Source organism: Granulicella aggregans (genome assembly GCF_025685565.1).
Classification (GTDB): domain Bacteria; phylum Acidobacteriota; class Terriglobia; order Terriglobales; family Acidobacteriaceae; genus Edaphobacter; species Edaphobacter aggregans_B.
Window position 1 is genome coordinate 305,500 of sequence record NZ_JAGSYE010000001.1, and the last position, 15,671, is coordinate 321,170.

At 62.5% G+C, this 15,671-nt stretch carries 11 protein-coding genes; 5 read left to right on the top strand and 6 right to left on the bottom strand.

Annotated elements, in window-relative coordinates; all coding sequences use genetic code 11:
- Positions 1–394: 394 nt before the first annotated feature.
- The 3 genes from OHL18_RS01220 to mak form a co-directional block, all read right to left on the bottom strand.
- Positions 395–859, bottom strand: a complete 465-nt coding sequence (locus OHL18_RS01220; RefSeq protein ID WP_263373014.1) for a c-type cytochrome — start codon at positions 857–859, stop codon at positions 395–397.
- Between the two features lie 25 nt (positions 860–884).
- Positions 885–3,224 carry a tetratricopeptide repeat protein gene (locus OHL18_RS01225; RefSeq protein ID WP_263373015.1) on the bottom strand — a complete coding sequence of 780 codons (2,340 nt, stop codon included), beginning with the start codon at positions 3,222–3,224 and terminating at the stop codon, positions 885–887.
- A 148-nt stretch (positions 3,225–3,372) separates the two neighbouring features.
- A complete protein-coding gene (gene mak, locus OHL18_RS01230; protein WP_263373016.1) occupies positions 3,373–4,287 on the bottom strand; it encodes a fructokinase in 915 nt (304 codons plus the stop codon).
- Between the two features lie 168 nt (positions 4,288–4,455).
- Between mak and OHL18_RS01235 the strand changes: the two genes are divergently transcribed.
- The gene (locus OHL18_RS01235; RefSeq protein WP_263373017.1) at positions 4,456–4,731 is read left to right on the top strand and encodes a hypothetical protein; all 276 of its coding nucleotides are present in this window, start codon (positions 4,456–4,458) and stop codon (positions 4,729–4,731) included.
- A 104-nt stretch (positions 4,732–4,835) separates the two neighbouring features.
- Here OHL18_RS01235 and OHL18_RS01240 read toward each other — a convergent pair whose 3' ends face one another.
- On the bottom strand, positions 4,836–6,551 hold the full coding sequence (locus tag OHL18_RS01240) for a SpoIIE family protein phosphatase (protein WP_263373018.1): 1,716 nt from the start codon (positions 6,549–6,551) through the stop codon (positions 4,836–4,838).
- A gap of 160 nt (positions 6,552–6,711) precedes the next feature.
- Here OHL18_RS01240 and OHL18_RS01245 point away from each other — a divergent pair, with 160 nt between their 5' ends.
- The gene (locus OHL18_RS01245; RefSeq protein WP_263373019.1) at positions 6,712–8,958 is read left to right on the top strand and encodes a serine/threonine-protein kinase; all 2,247 of its coding nucleotides are present in this window, start codon (positions 6,712–6,714) and stop codon (positions 8,956–8,958) included.
- 13 nt (positions 8,959–8,971) lie between these two features.
- On the top strand, positions 8,972–9,364 hold the full coding sequence (locus OHL18_RS01250) for a cupredoxin domain-containing protein (RefSeq protein ID WP_263373020.1): 393 nt from the start codon (positions 8,972–8,974) through the stop codon (positions 9,362–9,364).
- 44 nt (positions 9,365–9,408) lie between these two features.
- Here OHL18_RS01250 and OHL18_RS01255 read toward each other — a convergent pair whose 3' ends face one another.
- Both OHL18_RS01255 and OHL18_RS01260 read right to left on the bottom strand, forming a co-directional pair.
- On the bottom strand, positions 9,409–10,914 hold the full coding sequence (locus OHL18_RS01255; RefSeq protein ID WP_263373021.1) for a hypothetical protein: 1,506 nt from the start codon (positions 10,912–10,914) through the stop codon (positions 9,409–9,411).
- Positions 10,915–11,072: 158 nt separating this feature from the next.
- The gene (locus OHL18_RS01260; protein WP_263373022.1) at positions 11,073–11,936 is read right to left on the bottom strand and encodes a gasdermin; all 864 of its coding nucleotides are present in this window, start codon (positions 11,934–11,936) and stop codon (positions 11,073–11,075) included.
- A gap of 114 nt (positions 11,937–12,050) precedes the next feature.
- On the opposite strand from OHL18_RS01260, the gene OHL18_RS01265 reads away from it, so the two are divergent.
- Both OHL18_RS01265 and OHL18_RS01270 read left to right on the top strand, forming a co-directional pair.
- Entirely contained in the window at positions 12,051–15,005 is a 2,955-nt protein-coding gene (locus OHL18_RS01265; RefSeq protein WP_263373023.1) for a coiled-coil domain-containing protein, read from the top strand.
- On the top strand, positions 15,002–15,622 hold the full coding sequence (locus OHL18_RS01270; RefSeq protein WP_263373024.1) for a hypothetical protein: 621 nt from the start codon (positions 15,002–15,004) through the stop codon (positions 15,620–15,622). Before OHL18_RS01265 ends, OHL18_RS01270 begins: the two co-directional genes overlap by 4 nt.
- Positions 15,623–15,671: the final 49 nt, after the last annotated feature.

Below are 15,671 nucleotides of genomic sequence, written 5' to 3' on the forward strand. Positions count from 1 at the left end.
TTGATTGATGCCTTAGAGGCTGAAGTACACAAGACCCCACTTATCCGCCAGCTGCCAACCAGCTGGAAAAGCCCGGGCGACGATGTGACCTCGAGCCCATTTCAGACAAATTGAGAACTGTTGTTACGGAAGCTTCTATCAATTTGGGAACGATTTCCAAGGGAAATCACGCGAAGTGACTTTTTTGCTTTTCGGCGCGTTACCAGCAGAAATGGCGGCAGAGGCTGTCGTCTGGCTGCGCGAATCCGCCAGTTGACGACAAAGTCGGGGAAATTTGGAGTAAAAGGGGGCACTTGCGTGCCAGCACTAGCCAGGAAGGCATGCGCAACGAGTAACACGGGAAATTATTACTTCTGAAAGTTACCCGGCAGTTCGCCGGATATTGGCCGCTTTTTCACTCGCCGGAGTCGTCCACTGATGGCTTGGCAGGGACAGCCGGTTTGGAAGGATCCGGGGTCTTTGATCCAGGGACAGTGCCCTTACGCGCAGGCTTACGCTTCGAGCTGAGATAGTCCACCAGCGACTTGATCTCGTCGGGCTGGAGGACGTCGGCAAAGGCCGGCATGCCGTTGCCACCCTCGCGGATCTGCTTCTCAATGCGGTCCTTGTGCCACTTCTTACCGATGGTCGAGAGATCGGGGCCACGGTCGGTTCCGGTGGCGTCAGTGCCGTGGCAATGCTGGCAGCCCTTGTCGCTGAAGACTGCCGCACCCGCGGCCCGGGCCTGCTTGGAGGAGGCATGAACAGGGTGAGGAACAGTGGCGAGTAGAAGGCCGAAGACGATCGCTCCAACCGCGACGAAGGACGGAGCGGAGTATCGGTAAATAGTTTTCTGCAGTTGCGGTCGGTCGCTCTTCATAGGGCCCAGGAGGATGGTCTCTTCCCTATTGTGTACCACCACCGGCCATGTCCGCCGAAGTTGGGGCGACGGCGTCAACCTTCTTTGTCGGTGCGTCGAGTTCGTGAACATGCCAGACGACGCTCTCATTCGCGATCTCATTATGACCGCGCAGATATTCGAGCGCGTAGGTGCTGGCGGTGGGGTCGTCCTTCTGATCGGCGAAGATGGCCGCCTGTTCGGCTGCCTTGTCCTTCAGCTTGAGGCGGCGGTAGAGGATGGCGAGGTTGTAGTGCGCGGCGAGGTCGTCGGGGTCGATGCTCTGGACATACTCGTACTCGGAGCGGGCAAGCTCGTACTTGTGCTGCTGGTAGTAGGAGAAGCCAAGCTCGCGATGAGCGTCGCGGGACTGCGGGAAGAGCTTGATGACGGCCTGCAGGTCGAGGATTGCGGCGTCGAGGTCACCCTCGTTGCGTTCGACGAGAGCGCGATAGTAAAGAGCGCGGGCGTTGCCCGGGGAGAGCGACAAAGCCTTAGCGAGGCTGGGGCGGGCGTCGTCGTACTTCTCCCAGAGAATGTCGACGATGGCCTGGTTGGTGAAGGAGTCGGCGTAGTCGGGGCGGAGCTTCTGGACATGCTGAAAGGCGGCGACCGAGGCGGCATACTGCTGCGCGTCGAGCAGAGCGATGCCGTAGTTGTTCCAGCGCATCCACTCCTTGTTTTCGACCTTGGCCTCAGCAGCGGAAAGTGGCGCGGGAGCATTGTCGCCGATGTGAATCGTCCGCGTCTGCGAGACCATGTCGACGACTGGCTGAACGTAGTGCTGCTTGTTCATGCCGAAGTCGATGAAGTGCTGGTTGAAGCGACGGTACTTCACGGTGGCGGTCACGGTGACGTCGCCCGAGGCGGGCATGTGGAAGGAGTAGCGGATCAGCTGCGAACGGCCGGACTGGATGGTGTTGTTGTAGGCGACGACGCGGTTGTTCCAGACCTGGTGCAGGTTGTTGAGGCCGCCTTTGACGTTGATGAGGCGGTTGGTGAAGCTGTGGGCGCGCTCGTCGAGTTCGCCGTTGGTCTTGAGGAAGCCGCTGTCGTCGATGATCTTGCCGGTGGAGTCCTTGACGGTGAAGGCGACCCAGGACTCGTACATATCGCGCTGCTCGGGAACGTGGCTGTGAGCGATGCCCTTGTTCTGGATGATGACGTTTGCGGTGACGAGTTCTTTGGGGGCGATCTTGAAGCTGGTGAGGCCAAGCGGAGCGATGAGCGACTGCGGCTCGCCGGAGCCGGTCTGGGCAGCGACGCCATCAGGCTGCTCGCCGTGTTCGAGGGCGAAGATGTCGACGTTGAAGACGTTGTTTTGCAGGAACTGCACGATGCGTGTGGCCTGCTCGTCGAAGCCGTATATCTTGGGGATCAGGGTGTTTGCGCCGAGCCAGCGGTGCGAGGCAAGTTGGCCGTTCTTCGCGCCGTAGTCGGTCAGCTTCAGGACTTCGCGCTGCATGTGGCAGGTCTGACAGGTGGAGACGGAATCTTTCACATAAAAGGGTAGCGGCGATTGCTTGGCGAAGGAGGAGTTCTGCCACTCGTCATAAAGAGAGATGGCGCGCTGCCATTTGTAGTCATTGAGAGCCCGGGGCAGCGCCGCCTTGTGGCAGGCGGAGCAGTACTCGGAGGTCTTGTAGAACGGCTTCATCACAGCTTTACTGTGGCGGTCGAGATGGGTGAGAATCTCGGCGTCGGTGACTGGGCGGGTGATGGGATTGCCGTCTTCATCGACGAGCACGGCGGGGACGCCCATGACGTAGCTGCCGGTGCCGCGGGTGTCGACGCTCTTGATGGAGTGGCAGACGGTGCAGGTGACGCCGTCCTGATCGTAGGGGCGCTTTTTGGGAGCACCTTCGGTGAGCGCGCCGGCGACGAGAGCGATGGGGTCGTGACAGCCCTCGCAGTGGCGGGAGAACTCAATTCCCTTCTCCGTGTTCAGCAGGCCGACGTTGCGAAGGTAGTAGGGGACGCGGTTGGCGTTTGAGTGCGCGGATTCACGCCACTGCTGATGCGCTTCCTGGTGGCAGTGGCCGCAGTAATCGGCAGTGTAGAAGCTCTTCGGGCTGATGAACTCGCCAGTGTCGGTGGTAGCGTTCGAAGGCAGGAAGGGCTTGTCTTTGCCGTAGCGGAAGTTATAGCTGGTGGCGATCTTTTCGCTGTAAGCGTGGCGAGCAGCGGCGGCTTCATCAGCCTCCGTGCCCGCTTTAACGGTGCGATGTGCCCCTGTTCCCCAGACAGCGAGCAGCGTCGCTCCGAGCAGCGCGGCGGACGCATAGACGATGAAGCTTGAACGGAGTATCGAAGACGATTTGCGGCTGCTGATCAAAACTAAACCCACCCGGCTGCACCTCGAAGAGCCTTCCGCAAGTTTCGTGCTCTGCTGTTGCTGGAAGGCTGCTTCTACGCGTGCATGAGAATGCTATTCCCTGGGCAAAGGACTGACTAGGTGGAAACTGTTCTCCACCTTTCGGTTGATGACCAAGGTGTCATAGAGATGGCCAAAGCCATGCAGCGCCGCGGACTCCGCTGGAATCGCCGAACTTCGCGGGAACGAGGATGGTGTCGGTCTCGCGGCCGAAGACGTACTTCGGCAGAAGCGCGGGAAGATTGATATAGATGCGCCGAAGTAGCGAGAGACCACCGCCGAAGACGAGGATGTCGGGATCGAGAACGTTGATGACGGTCGCGAGGCCTCGGGCAAGGCGGTCTTCGAAACGGTCGAGTGCTTCAAGCGCCTGGGCGTCGCCGGTCTCAGACAGACCGACGATCTGACGGGTGGTAAGCGACTTGCCGGTGACGTCAAGAAAGTCGCGGGCGACGCCGGTACCGGAGATCCACATCTCCATGCAGCCGAGCTTGCCACAGTAGCAGGCGGGGCCGGGGGACTCGTCTGGTGTGGGCCAGGGTAGCGGGTTGTGGCCCCATTCGCCACCTACGCCGTTGGGGCCGGCGTGGACGGAGCCGTCGATGGCTACGCCGCCTCCGCAGCCGGTGCCGAGGATGACGCCGAAGACGACGTGGTGGCCAGCGGCGGCGCCGTCCGTCGCCTCGGAGACTGCGAGGCAGTTGGCGTCGTTGGCGACGCGGACCTCGCGTGCGAGTTCCGCGGAGAGATCTTCTGCGAGCGGCATACCATTGAGCCAGGTGGAGTTGGCGTTCTTGACCAGGCCGGTGCGGCGGGAGACGCTGCCGGGGATGCCCGCGCCGACGGTGCCGGTCGATCCGGTTTCGGACTCCAGGCGGCGGACGAGGCCGGCGATGGCGGTGATGGTGCCGGGGTAGTCGTTGCGCGGCGTGTCGACGCGATAGCGCAGAAGCTCTTTGCCCTCGCGGTCAAGTGCGAGAGCTTCAATCTTGGTTCCTCCAAGATCGATACCGATTCTCATCTCCGGGCAGGTCATAGCTCTCCTGGACACTCGTTTGCGGTGCCCGAGTCCATGATATCGTTCTCAGCGACGAGAACAGCTTTCAGAATCGCATATCCACCCTCTGCTCCGCGAGGACTTAATTGAAGGAATGAGAGTGCGTGTGCTTTGATAGACAGCGGGCGGCGGAGGAGACGGAAGAAGATGATGCGATGGATTCGGTCGGCGGCGCTGGTTTTGGTCCTCGTATTGCTCGCGGGATATCTTGGCGACGCCGCTGTGCTCCAGATACGCCTGAGGCATGGGACGGCCTACCGGGTGATTCAGGTGGATCAATTTCTTAATACTCCGCTGAAGGGGCAGAAGCAGGAGTACGACCTGGCCGGACAGGTCCAGGTCACGTGTGCGCGGTCACTGTTTCCGCAGTTGGGATATCAGCCGTGTTGGTGGGTGGAGCGGCATCGCGAGCAGTGGAATTAGGGCCCTCTTGTGCGGCCGGCCCAACTACAAGAACAAATGCGGGGGTCTCTCCACTACGCTTCGCTCCGGTCGAGATGACGTCTTTCTAGATGTCCTAGACAAATTCAGATGAGGCGGTCGACGGTGAGGACGGTTTGGTCGTCCTGGGCGTGTGCCCCTTTGCAAAAGCCCTTGATGGCATGGAAGAGAGATGGGACAGGATCGGGGCTGGAGAGATAGTGTTTCATCTCTTCGGCGCCAAACTGGGTGCCGTTCGGGTCTTCGGCCTCGCTGATGCCGTCGCTGAGAAGGACGATGCGGTCGCCAGGATCAAGAGTGATCAGGATGGCGTGGAACCTGGCGATCTCCAACAGGCCGACGGGCATGTCTCCATCGTGGATCGTCTCCACGGTGCCGTTCGACCGGACGATTACGGGAGAGACATGGCCGCCGTTGATGAGTTCGATCTGCGCGGGATCGCCAGGAAGCAGGGGGAAGGTGTAGCGCAGGATGGCAAGGGTCACGTACTTTTCGACCGGAGCGCGCAGGCAGACGAAGTTGTTGACCGCCTGTACGGTCTGGGCGAGCGACGTGACGTGGGTGGCCTGGGCCGAGATCTGGGCGTGCAGCATTCCCTGCACCATCGAGGCGAGCAAGGCCGCGGGAACGCCCTTGCCGCAGACATCGCCGACGAGGGCGACGAAGCCGTCTTCGACGGGGATGACATCGTAGAAGTCACCGCCGACGCCGGTGCAGGGGACGCTGCGGGCGGCGAGGCGGACACCGGGAAATTCGGGAAGCGTCTGCGGGATGATCTGCTGCTGGATGGCGGCGGCGATCTCGAGTTCCTTGCGCAGCAGGGCGGACTCGCGTTCGGCCTCGATCATCCGCAGGTTTTCGAGCAGCGTCGCCGCCTGGTGAGCAAGCGCCTGAAGGATCTGCTTGCCGGTGCGGGTGAAGTCGTGGGTGATGGACCGGCTGTCAAGATAGAGCACGCCCAGGAGCCGGTCGGAGTTCTGGCCACGCAGGGGGATAGCGACTACGGAGCGAATGGCGTTGAGGATCAGACTCTCGTGGCCGCGGGCTGCATCGGCGCTGATGTTCGAGAGGATGAAGTCCAGGTGGGAGTCCGCAGCCTCGCGGACAATGGAGTAGGAGATCGCGGGCCGGTCTGCCTGTTCGCCATGGATTGGGGCGAGCGGCACAGAGGCTGTCGTCGCGTTCCCATCCTTGTCCTGCCAGCATTCGAGCCGCAACGTATCGGCAGTGTCGCCGAGGAAGACGAAGCCACGCTCGGCGCCGGTGAGCCGCAGGGTGTATTCCAGCATGGTGCGGAGGACGTCGTTGACCGCGCCGTAGCTGTTGAGGCTCTGCGCGGCCTTGAGGAAGAGCGCCAAGGTCTCGAGCTCTGATTGGCCACCCATAGCCAGAGCGACCTGAGTCTTATCGATTCCCAGACCTGACCCAGGGCCAGAGGTCTTGGTGATCTGGGCGAGCAGGGTGCGGGTACTACTCTCTTCCTCGGCCTGCTCGAAGAGAAGCATGTCGCGCTCACCGGCGTCGGGAAAGAGGGTGATGCGATCACCGGCGCGAAGGCGCGTGGTCGAGACTCGGACACCGTTGACGAAGGTGCCGTGGCGGCTGGCGGTGTCGCGAAGGAAGTAGCCGTCGGAGTCGCGGTCGATGGCGGCGTGCTCGCGCGATACGTGGGGGTGGCCGATGGTGAGATGGCAGTCGTGTCCGCGGCCCAGCGTGAACGGCACATGATCCACGGGAACGGTGCGCCGGGTGCCCTCGGTGTGCAGGACGATCTGAGGCGACGATCTGGATGCGGGGGTCATGACGTGGAATTGCCGCCTGGAGTTACCCGACTGTCGGCTTGAGGCTGTGGGCGGGTTTAAATCGGATGGTATCACTGCGCAAGGGTTACGCGGGGTCAGACGGCGAACGACCGGCTGCCAGGCGAGGCATGCATGGGGTCATATAATCCGATTGAATCGTATGGATGAAGACCTCACGCTCGACATGAACACGCGGCCTTCCACACCGGGTGACGTTCCAGCGGTGCGCGATGCATGGGGAAGGTTCAAGCTGCTGGCGCGGGTGGGCCAGGGAGGGTTTGGCGAGGTCTACCGGGCGTGGGACCCGGACCTGGAGCGCGAGGTCGCTCTGAAGCTGCTTCTGCCTTCGCCGACGGGCTCGGGCCAAAGCGATGAAGAGTACAAGGCGATGCTGCGGGAGGCGCGGGCGCTGGCGTCGGTCCGGCATCCGAACATCGTCCCGGTGTATGGGATCGATCGCCATGATGGGCGGGTGGGGTTCTGGACAGACTTCGTCAAGGGCAAGACGCTCTCCGCACTGCTGGTGTCACAGGGACCGTTCGGATATCGCGAGGCGGTGCTGATTGGGCTCGACGTGACGCGGGCGTTGAGCACGGTACATCGCTCGGGGCTGCTGCACCGCGACATCAAGGCCGAGAACGTGATGCGCGAGGAGGGTGGCCACATCCTGCTGATGGACTTTGGCCTGAGCGCGCTGCCGCACCTGCAGGAGGACATCGCGGGGACGCCGAACTACATGGCGCCGGAGTTGTGGCAGGGCAAGACCGCGACGGTTGCCAGCGACATCTACTCCATGGGCGTGTTGCTGTTTTATCTGGTGACGGGCGAGTATCCAGCGAGGCTCGGCCGTCTGTCGCGGGCAGAGGCAATGGCTGCGCTGGCGCAGAAGCGGACGTTGATGGACCTTCGCAGCGACCTGCCGGACCAGTTTCTGCGAGCGGTGAGCCGGGCGATCGAGACCGATCCGGCGAAGCGGTTCAGCAGCGCAGGGCAGTTGTCCGAGGCTCTGGCGGAGTGCATCGGGACGGCGGTGCCGGTGGAGGCGGAGGTGCAGCGGGCCGCCGAAGTCACGACGGGTTCGCGGCGGTGGATGACCATAGCGGCGGCGATTCTGGCGACCACATTCGTGCTGGCCGCGGCGGACTATATAAGCCTGCACCGGCAGAAGGACGGCGCTGGGGCGAAGACGGCGCTGGCCGTGGCTGGCCCCGGAATTAACGACGAGTACACGCATGCCAGCGAGTTGTTGAAGAAGTCGTATAAGGACTCAAACATCGCAGAGTCCGTGACGATCTTCCAGCACATACTGAAGGAAGACAATACCTTCGCGCTCGCGCAGGCCGGTCTGGGGACAGCGTACTTCAAGCAATACAAGAACGACCCGAGCAAAGGCGATCTGCTGGATGCAGCAAAGGCCGCAACCGAGAAGGCGCTTGGGATGGACAAGGCCTGCGTTCCAGCGCTCGTGACGCGTGCACAGATCGAGGCGATCACAGGCCATAGCGATCTGGCGATCAACGACGCGAATGCGGCGCTTGAGCACGACCCCCATAGCGCTGAGGCCCATGCCGCGCTTGGTGAGGTCTACCAGTCGCTGGGCAAGGGCAAGGAGGCCATCGAGGAGATATCGCAGTCTGTGGCGCTCGATCCGGACAATTCAATGTGGCCGCTGAGGCTGGGCCATTACTACATGGGGGCTGGAAATCTGGCGACCGCGGCGGAGCAGTGGCAGAGTTCTGTACAACTTGATCCGCAGAATACACTCGCGCTGTATGATCTGGGCCTCGTGGATATCCAATTGGACAAACTCGAAGACGCGCGGAAGAACTTTCAAACGGTATTGAGCCTGCAGCCGGACGCATATAGCTACCGGGCCCTGGGCAGCGTCTTCCAGTTGCAAGGCAACTACGCGGACGCAGCAGAGATGGACAAGAAGGCGATTGAACTAAACCCTTCGGACTATCAAGCATGGGGAAGCCTTGGTAGCGTGTATCGCTGGAGCGGCGACAAACGCGAAGAATCGATGGAGACCTATCGGAAGGCGATTGAACTTGCAGAAGTTCAGCGACGAAAGTCACCTGACGATTCGGACCTATTGGCAGACTTGGCAGATTACTATGCTTCTGTCGGAAATACCGGGATGAGTCTTCCGCTGGCTCGGAAAGCGTTGATCCTGGCACCTGATGACCCGGACATCAGCTACATTGCTGGTTACAGTTACGAAATGGCCGGAGAAAGGGGCAAGGCCGTGCAGCTCATCTCTAAGGCGGTGGCACGAGGAATCCATAAAAACGAATTTCTACGAAGTCCGGAATTCGCTAAGCTCCGCAGCGACCCATCCTTTCTTACCGAACTCAACAAAGCGAGATCGATGCTGGCTGTGGACAGCAAGACTAAATTGAACTAATGTGAGGCACACTATGGCACATACCGAAGTCTTTATCTCCAACGATGCAGGAACGCTGGTGCCGAGTCAACCGTCGGTTGCAATAAGCAACGGCGACACGCTGGCGTTCTCTTTGTCCAACGCTGGACCAGTGTTTGCGTTCTTCTCGCCGGATGCCACTGCAGCATTATCGCCGGCCCCAAACGGCCCCGTCTCACTTGGTTCGAAAGGACCGACGGTGTTCACCTTCACAACCTCCGATCCGGGCGCCTACAGCGTCTATTTCGAAGCCACCGCGAGTGCCGCGATACCGGACTTTCCCGGTGGCACTTCGAATCTGCTTCACTTGGAGATCGACACCGACGGGGCCGGTGAAAGCGAAGGACCCGGTTTTGGTGGGATTACAAATCACTCGAGAGGTGGCTAGCGCCAGGCGGCTATGCCAGGGCAGTCGTGTACCGGCGGGTGGCCTCAGTCCGCCGGGGCTACCCGCAGCCTAACTGCCGGGTCGCCGAGCACGGTGTAGTTGCGGGCGTCGTCGCTGGCGATGTGCATCCGGAGGGCAGCGTTCGCGACTGGCGCGGGGTTGGCGTTGTGCAGCAAGCCTTCGATCGCGCCCCAGGTGGTGCTGAAGGCGTCGGCTGCGAGGCCGGCGCGGTTGCCCTGCATCAGGAGTTCCAGCGGCGTGCGGAGCATCTGCACCTGCGAGGTTCCGCTGGTATCGACGAAGCCGTATTTGAAGGCGCGGTCCACGTGGCCGATGACAGCGAGGGCCCCGTTGGCAAGAAGCGCCTGCGCCAGCTTCGAGATGAGCGGAGCTTTGGCGATCATGATGGGCGACCCGTCCGGGTTGGTGGAGTAGCTATCGGTGGCCGGGCAGCCCACGCTGAAGCAGGCGAAGAGGAAGACCATCATTCCCGGCAAGATGCTCTGGGCAGGAATGTCCGTGGCCTCGAAGAGATCGGCTGCGGCGGCGGGCTGGTTGGGAATCCATGACTGAGTGATAAGCGCGCCCTGGGTGCCGCGCTGGTAGGCGATGTCCGCGTCGGTGACGGGTGGGGATGTTTCGGCTCCGTGGGAGCCGGTGAAGAGGATCGATGCTGCGCCTCGAGTGCCGGTGAGGATGTCTAAGAGGCGGGCCTTGGTGGCGTCGGCGCGCAAGGAGAAGTCGGCGGCGAAGCCCCAGTCCTGTCCGAGCGGCGCCTGGGCGATGCCGTCGGTGGCCTGGAAGTCGCCGGAGACGGCGTTGGCGAGCATCGTGGTAGCGACGTCGCCCTGGTTGCTGGTGATCCAGACGGCGGTCTGCGCGGGTTGCACAGGCAGCGGCGGAGCGGTGGTGTTAGCGGGGTCGATCTCCTGAGCGATGACGTGGGCGGCGTAGCGTCCGTAGTCGGCGATGTCGTCGAAGTAGAGACGGCCTACAAGCCACTGGGCTCTAAGGTCGAACTGGAAGCTGAAGGGGATGCGCTCCGGCGAGCCGACGATGAGAACGTAATAAGGGACGATGCTGGGGACCACGGCAGCCGTGAGCGATGCGCCGTGCTGCTGGGTCCACTGCTGGGCGGTCTGCGGGGTGCCGTCGGGGTTGAGGAGGACGCCGCCGGTTGCGGGGTCTGTGCCTTCGAAGATGCGGAAGAGCGGCTTGCGTCCGGGGATGGCGCGCTTCGCGACCTGGCGCTGGCGGAGGTCGAGCAGAGGCTGGAGCTGGGCCTTGATCGCGGGGTCTGCGTCGGACGCGAAGAGGACGGACCATCCGGTCTGGCAGAGGTTGTTGCGGTCGGCCACGCTGCCGTCGGGGCCCAGCGCGGTGACGGATTGGACGCGAGCAAGGGCGGCGGTAGCTGGGGGTACCGTCGCTCTCCCAGCGAGAATGCGGTCTACGTCGGCTTGCGTCAGCGGCGGGTGGGGAGCGCCGGTGTCGATGCGGACGCCTAGCGGGATCGGGAGGGCGTTGGGGTCGTTTTGCGGATCGGACATTTCTGCTCCTCAGATAGCAACGATTGTGGCAGGGGAAGAACGGCTTACATATGCAACAACCAATGCGGGGGTCTCTCCACTACGCTTCGCTCCGGTCGAGATGACGGTTCTATGTAGGGTGGCGGGTTCATCCCCTTGATGAGTGACCCGGTCAAGCGCTAGAGGTCGAGCAGGCAGCTTTCGGGGCCGGTCTCGAAGACGACGGGGCCGGTTGATTCAGCAGCGGCAGCCGATGACCTGCCAAGAACAGGTGCGGCGAAGGTGATGTCGTCGGCGTCGGCGAAGGCCCAGGTTCCTGTGCCGGATCCGAGGGCCCCGCCGGGTGTGGGCTGCCATGTGAGGAGCATCGCCTTGAAGCCGAAGTTGGCGGCGGTGGGCGGCGTGGTCGCACTCTCAAAGGTGATGGCGGAGTTGGTGGCGGAGGATGGCTTGACGCTGACGTTGCCGCCGACGATGCCGTTGATCTCCGGAGCGCTGAGGGAGACGCCGTTGCCTTGGTCGTCGGTCGCCGTGACGGTGATGGAGGTGGAACGGATGACCTCGGTGATGATGTAGACCTGCGAGCCTTCGTCGAGGAAGCGGTGCTTCGTCTCGGGGTTGCCCACGTTGAGGGTGCCCTCGGTGAGATAGTCGCCGATGAGGCCGGTGTCGATCGAGACGGTGGTGACACCGGTGTAGTTAAACTGCAGCGACCTGGCGCTGGTGTGGCTGAGATCGAGCGATGGCGCGCTCGCACCGAAGACGGCGAGTGCTCCCTTGAGCAGGTCGAGGCCGAAGCCCAGCTCGAGCTTGTTGCTATGCGTGTTATTCAGGCTGGAGGCCGCGCTGGGTGGGCCGGGCACCGGGATGGGAGCGGCGGTCTTCCAGAAGGTCGAGATGGTTCCGATCTTGCGCAACTGCGGACTCGACGCATCGTGAGCGAGGAGATCGAGTGGGGCGATGTCCGTGCGCGGCACCTTGATGACGTTGTAGCCGAGGTCGTTCAACTTCGAGATGCTGGGGTCCTTCTGCTTCGGGCTCATTTCGCTCGCTCTGATTGGATTGAATTTCGACTCTCGAAGAGTAAATGAAAATGGACAGGTTCCGGGCTGCGCGGTTCAAGCGGATGAGGTCGAACGGTATGGTAGCGTGTCTGCATGTCGCATTACCGCAAGACCGCAATTGTCCGGCTGGTGTTGCCCAGCGGAGATTCGGGGCAGAGCCTGCCGCTGACCACTGACCGGGCGTATGGCGTGTTCGTGACGATCGAGGGCAAGGACTCACCGGCAGGCTACTTCCGTTCGCCGATCAACGACGACCAGTGGCGGGAGTTCCGCAACAAGCTGAGCAGCTGCAACACGGTGCGGCCCAGCGTGAACGATCCGGCAGCGGATGACCTTGCGTTTCGCAATGCGATGTTCATCCAGGACCTGGGGACAGCGCTGTTCACGGCGCTCTCCGGGCTGAACAAAGAGATGGCCGCGTTTCTTGCCGCGGGCTCCGAGAGCGGCGCGGTGGCGCGGCGGCTGGTGATTCAAACCCAACGGACGGAACTTCACCTGCTGCCCTGGGGCGCGATTTGCGATGGTGATGGCAAGCTGCTGGCGTCGCACGACCTGTCGATCGTGCAGTCATGGGACGACTTCTCCGACTCGCAGACGATGACGAAGTCGCGGCTTACGCTGACCCGGGTCGAGGGGATCGGCACGTCGGGCGCGACCGCCAACGCCTTGACGCAGCTTCTGACGCAATCGGGTGTCGTCGATATTTTGAACACGAAGTCAGGCGGGAGCGATACAGGCGATGGAGTTTCCACGACCGCGGGCCCGGATATTCTGCACGTCGAGGCCCACGGCGATGATGTGACCCACCAGGTAGGCGGAGTGAGCTCGACGCGCTTTGCGCAGCTGTATGGGCAGCCCCGGATGGCGATGCTGTGGAGCTGTTTTTCCGGAGCAGCGAACTCCTGGGGCGACTCTCCCGCGCTCTGGCTGCACCGCGACGGAGCGGCGATGGTGCTCTCGTTTCAAGCGGAGCTGCATGTGCTCGATGCGGCGAGCCTTACCCAGAGCTTCTACAGCGAGGTATTCGGCCCGGCGGCGAGCCGCGACCCCGAGACGGCACTGGTCCATGCGCGCTGCGCCAAGTTCAATGAGGGGTTTCAGAACGCCTGCTGGGCGTCCATGACGGTGTATCTGCGCAGCCCGCTCGACCTGAGCGCGCTGCCGTTGAATGGGCCACGGGTGCCGCAGTCGCAGTGGAGCTCTGCCCCGGCCCCGAGTTCGGAGGTAGGTCCTGCGCAGCCGGCAGCCGGCTCCATCTCCTATGGGCCACCACCTCCCATGACGGGCGGATACGGCGATTCGGCACCGCAGGCAGCAAGCTCGTACGGCTCGGCGCTGAACGCGGTCGCCTCCGCAAGCTCCGCTGCCGATGTTTCAGGAGACGATTCCGAGGAGACCAGCGATGACGCTGGTTCGCCGGACAGTGCAAGCTCTTCCAGCGATGACTCCCCTCCCACGGATGGAGACGTCGCTTCTGCCTCAACACCGACAACGGGCGACGCGGACGCGGAGATTGACGAGTGGGCAGCCGTGGAGCACGAGGTCTGCAAGATGCAGCCGGGTTCCTGGAAGCTGACGGACGCGCCGGTGGCGCTGGCTGAGCCTAACGCAAAGCTCCCTATCGATGTCTTCGGAGGATGGCGCGGCAACGTGATCCGCCTGGATGGCGGAGAGAATCCCGTCACCCGCGATATTCTCTCCGAACTCGATCTGTTGAGGGCCGCTCCGCTGAACGCCAACGCGGCGGAGAAGCTGGTGTGGTTCTTCAAACGGATAAGCAACTTCGGTTCTCCGCTGATCGTCTGGACGAACTGCCAGCGACGGCACATGGAGTTCCTGAAGGTCGTGGTGCCAAGCCCTTCGCTGACCTTTTTGTTACTTCTGGGGCCGGCCCCGGAAGAGACGATTCCCGGACTGGTCGATGAAAACCGGCTGGACGAAGCGCGTGAACTGAGCGCGAAACTGCCTGCCGATACGCCGGGCGCGAAGGTCTCCGACGAGACTCTTTCCGCCGCCTACTATGCCGGGGTGCGCGGTGCCCAGCCTGGGATTGCGAAGGAGTACCTGCAGCGGATCGACAGCTTCCAGGAGTGGCTGCTGTTGATGGGAAACCTTTACAGTCGCGACGATTCCAACACTCTCAGCATCCCCGACCTGCTGGCAACCGGCAGCCGGTTTCTGACCGGCGACTGCGCGGAGACGCGGCGGGAGGAGTTCGAGCTGCTTCGCAAACCGGAGGACTTTTATCGACTGGCGATGAACCAGCCGGTGGCAGCCAGCTCGCCCAGAGAGGAAGCGCGGGCGAAGCATGAGCTTGGCTATCTTCTGCAGGAGCAGGGCCAGCCGAGCACGGCCGAGGCGTTTTACCGGCTGGCTCTTGCCAATCTGGAGTCCTGCGACGACTCGAGCGACGGCACCCGGCATGACTCGCGCTGGTACTTTGCGCTTTCGGCAGTGCTGCGCGACCTGGCCGATCTGCTCTCCGAGAGGAAGAGCCGGGTGAGGGATGCGACAGAGTTGATGAAGCGCGCGATGGCCATCCAGGCATTCCGCGGGATGCGGCTTCAGCTTGCGTACTCCGAGACGACCGCGGCGCGGATCTCGTTGACGGAGGGCGAACATACCAAGGCGATCGACCACGCGCTGCGGGCCGCGAACCGGATGGAAGAGTGTGTCAACTGGACCGGCTGGGGGAAGGCGCTGGGCATCCTCTTCGACTCGCTGGCTGAGACACGCGAGACGGCGCGGATGATCAGCCTGGCAAACATCGCAAACGAGAAGATCCGGGCGTCGAACCTGAGTACGGAGAACATCGCGAGGCTGGAGAGGACGTTCAAGTTCGCCAAGGCGAAGGCTCACTGGATCGCCGGTGAACTGACGGAGGCGCGCGACGAACTTGAGGACATTCATAGAGAGTCTGACCAGGACGAGAAAGGTGCGATGGACCGCGAGATCGACCGCCTGCTGACCTTCTTACGCGTAACCCGGAAGACATCTGAACCACCGCCGGACCCGCAGCGTCCAGCGCATACGAGGAAGTCGCATTGAGTTCGCCGCTGGAGTACGGGATCTTCGAGCATGCTGTGCTGTTTACCGGGCATATGATCGACGCGCCGGTGCGGGAGACGGAGAGGTTTCCGGCACGCGCCGAGGCGGCGGCGAGAGCTGCCCTTGAAGAATCGGTGGCTGCGCTGCTCACGAGGCAGGAAAAGGTAGTGGGGATTGCCGGAGGTGCGAGCGGCGGCGATATCCTCTTTCACGAGGTCTGCGGTGCCTTCGGATTCCCTACGCTGCTCCGGCTGGCGCTTCCGGTAGAAGAGTACATCGCGGCTTCGGTGGCTCCGGCGGGTAACGAATGGGTGAGGCGATTCCGCGCGTTGCTCACAAGGCTGGAGCCGGGGGCGATTGCGGTTCTCGACGACTCAGTCAAGCTGCCCGAGTCTCTGACCGGAGGGGCGAAGTTGAACATCTGGCAGAGGACAAACCTCTGGATGGTCGATGAAACGCTGCGGCTGGCTCCGCGACGGACGCTGCTTGCGCTCTGGGACGGCAAGGTGGGCGATGGGCCGGGAGGGACGGAGCACCTGGTGGAACTGGCACCGGGCTTTGGAATCGAGGTCGCGCCGATCATCTGGACGCGAACCTTCGTTCCGCCGATCGCTTGAACCGTCCCGCGGATGCCAAGTTTCACGCGAGATAGAACCGGGTTCTCTA

What these genes read in the sequence shown, in the direction of transcription:
- OHL18_RS01245 (WP_263373019.1), top strand. Translation starts at nt 6,712, where the DNA reads ATGGATGAAGACCTCACGCTCGACATGAACACGCGGCCTTCCACACCG.
- mak (WP_263373016.1), bottom strand. Translation starts at nt 4,287, where the DNA reads ATGACCTGCCCGGAGATGAGAATCGGTATCGATCTTGGAGGAACCAAG.
- OHL18_RS01255 (WP_263373021.1), bottom strand. Translation starts at nt 10,914, where the DNA reads ATGTCCGATCCGCAAAACGACCCCAACGCCCTCCCGATCCCGCTAGGC.
- OHL18_RS01220 (WP_263373014.1), bottom strand. Translation starts at nt 859, where the DNA reads ATGAAGAGCGACCGACCGCAACTGCAGAAAACTATTTACCGATACTCC.
- OHL18_RS01235 (WP_263373017.1), top strand. Translation starts at nt 4,456, where the DNA reads ATGATGCGATGGATTCGGTCGGCGGCGCTGGTTTTGGTCCTCGTATTG.
- OHL18_RS01250 (WP_263373020.1), top strand. Translation starts at nt 8,972, where the DNA reads ATGGCACATACCGAAGTCTTTATCTCCAACGATGCAGGAACGCTGGTG.
- OHL18_RS01240 (WP_263373018.1), bottom strand. Translation starts at nt 6,551, where the DNA reads ATGACCCCCGCATCCAGATCGTCGCCTCAGATCGTCCTGCACACCGAG.
- OHL18_RS01265 (WP_263373023.1), top strand. Translation starts at nt 12,051, where the DNA reads ATGTCGCATTACCGCAAGACCGCAATTGTCCGGCTGGTGTTGCCCAGC.
- OHL18_RS01260 (WP_263373022.1), bottom strand. Translation starts at nt 11,936, where the DNA reads ATGAGCCCGAAGCAGAAGGACCCCAGCATCTCGAAGTTGAACGACCTC.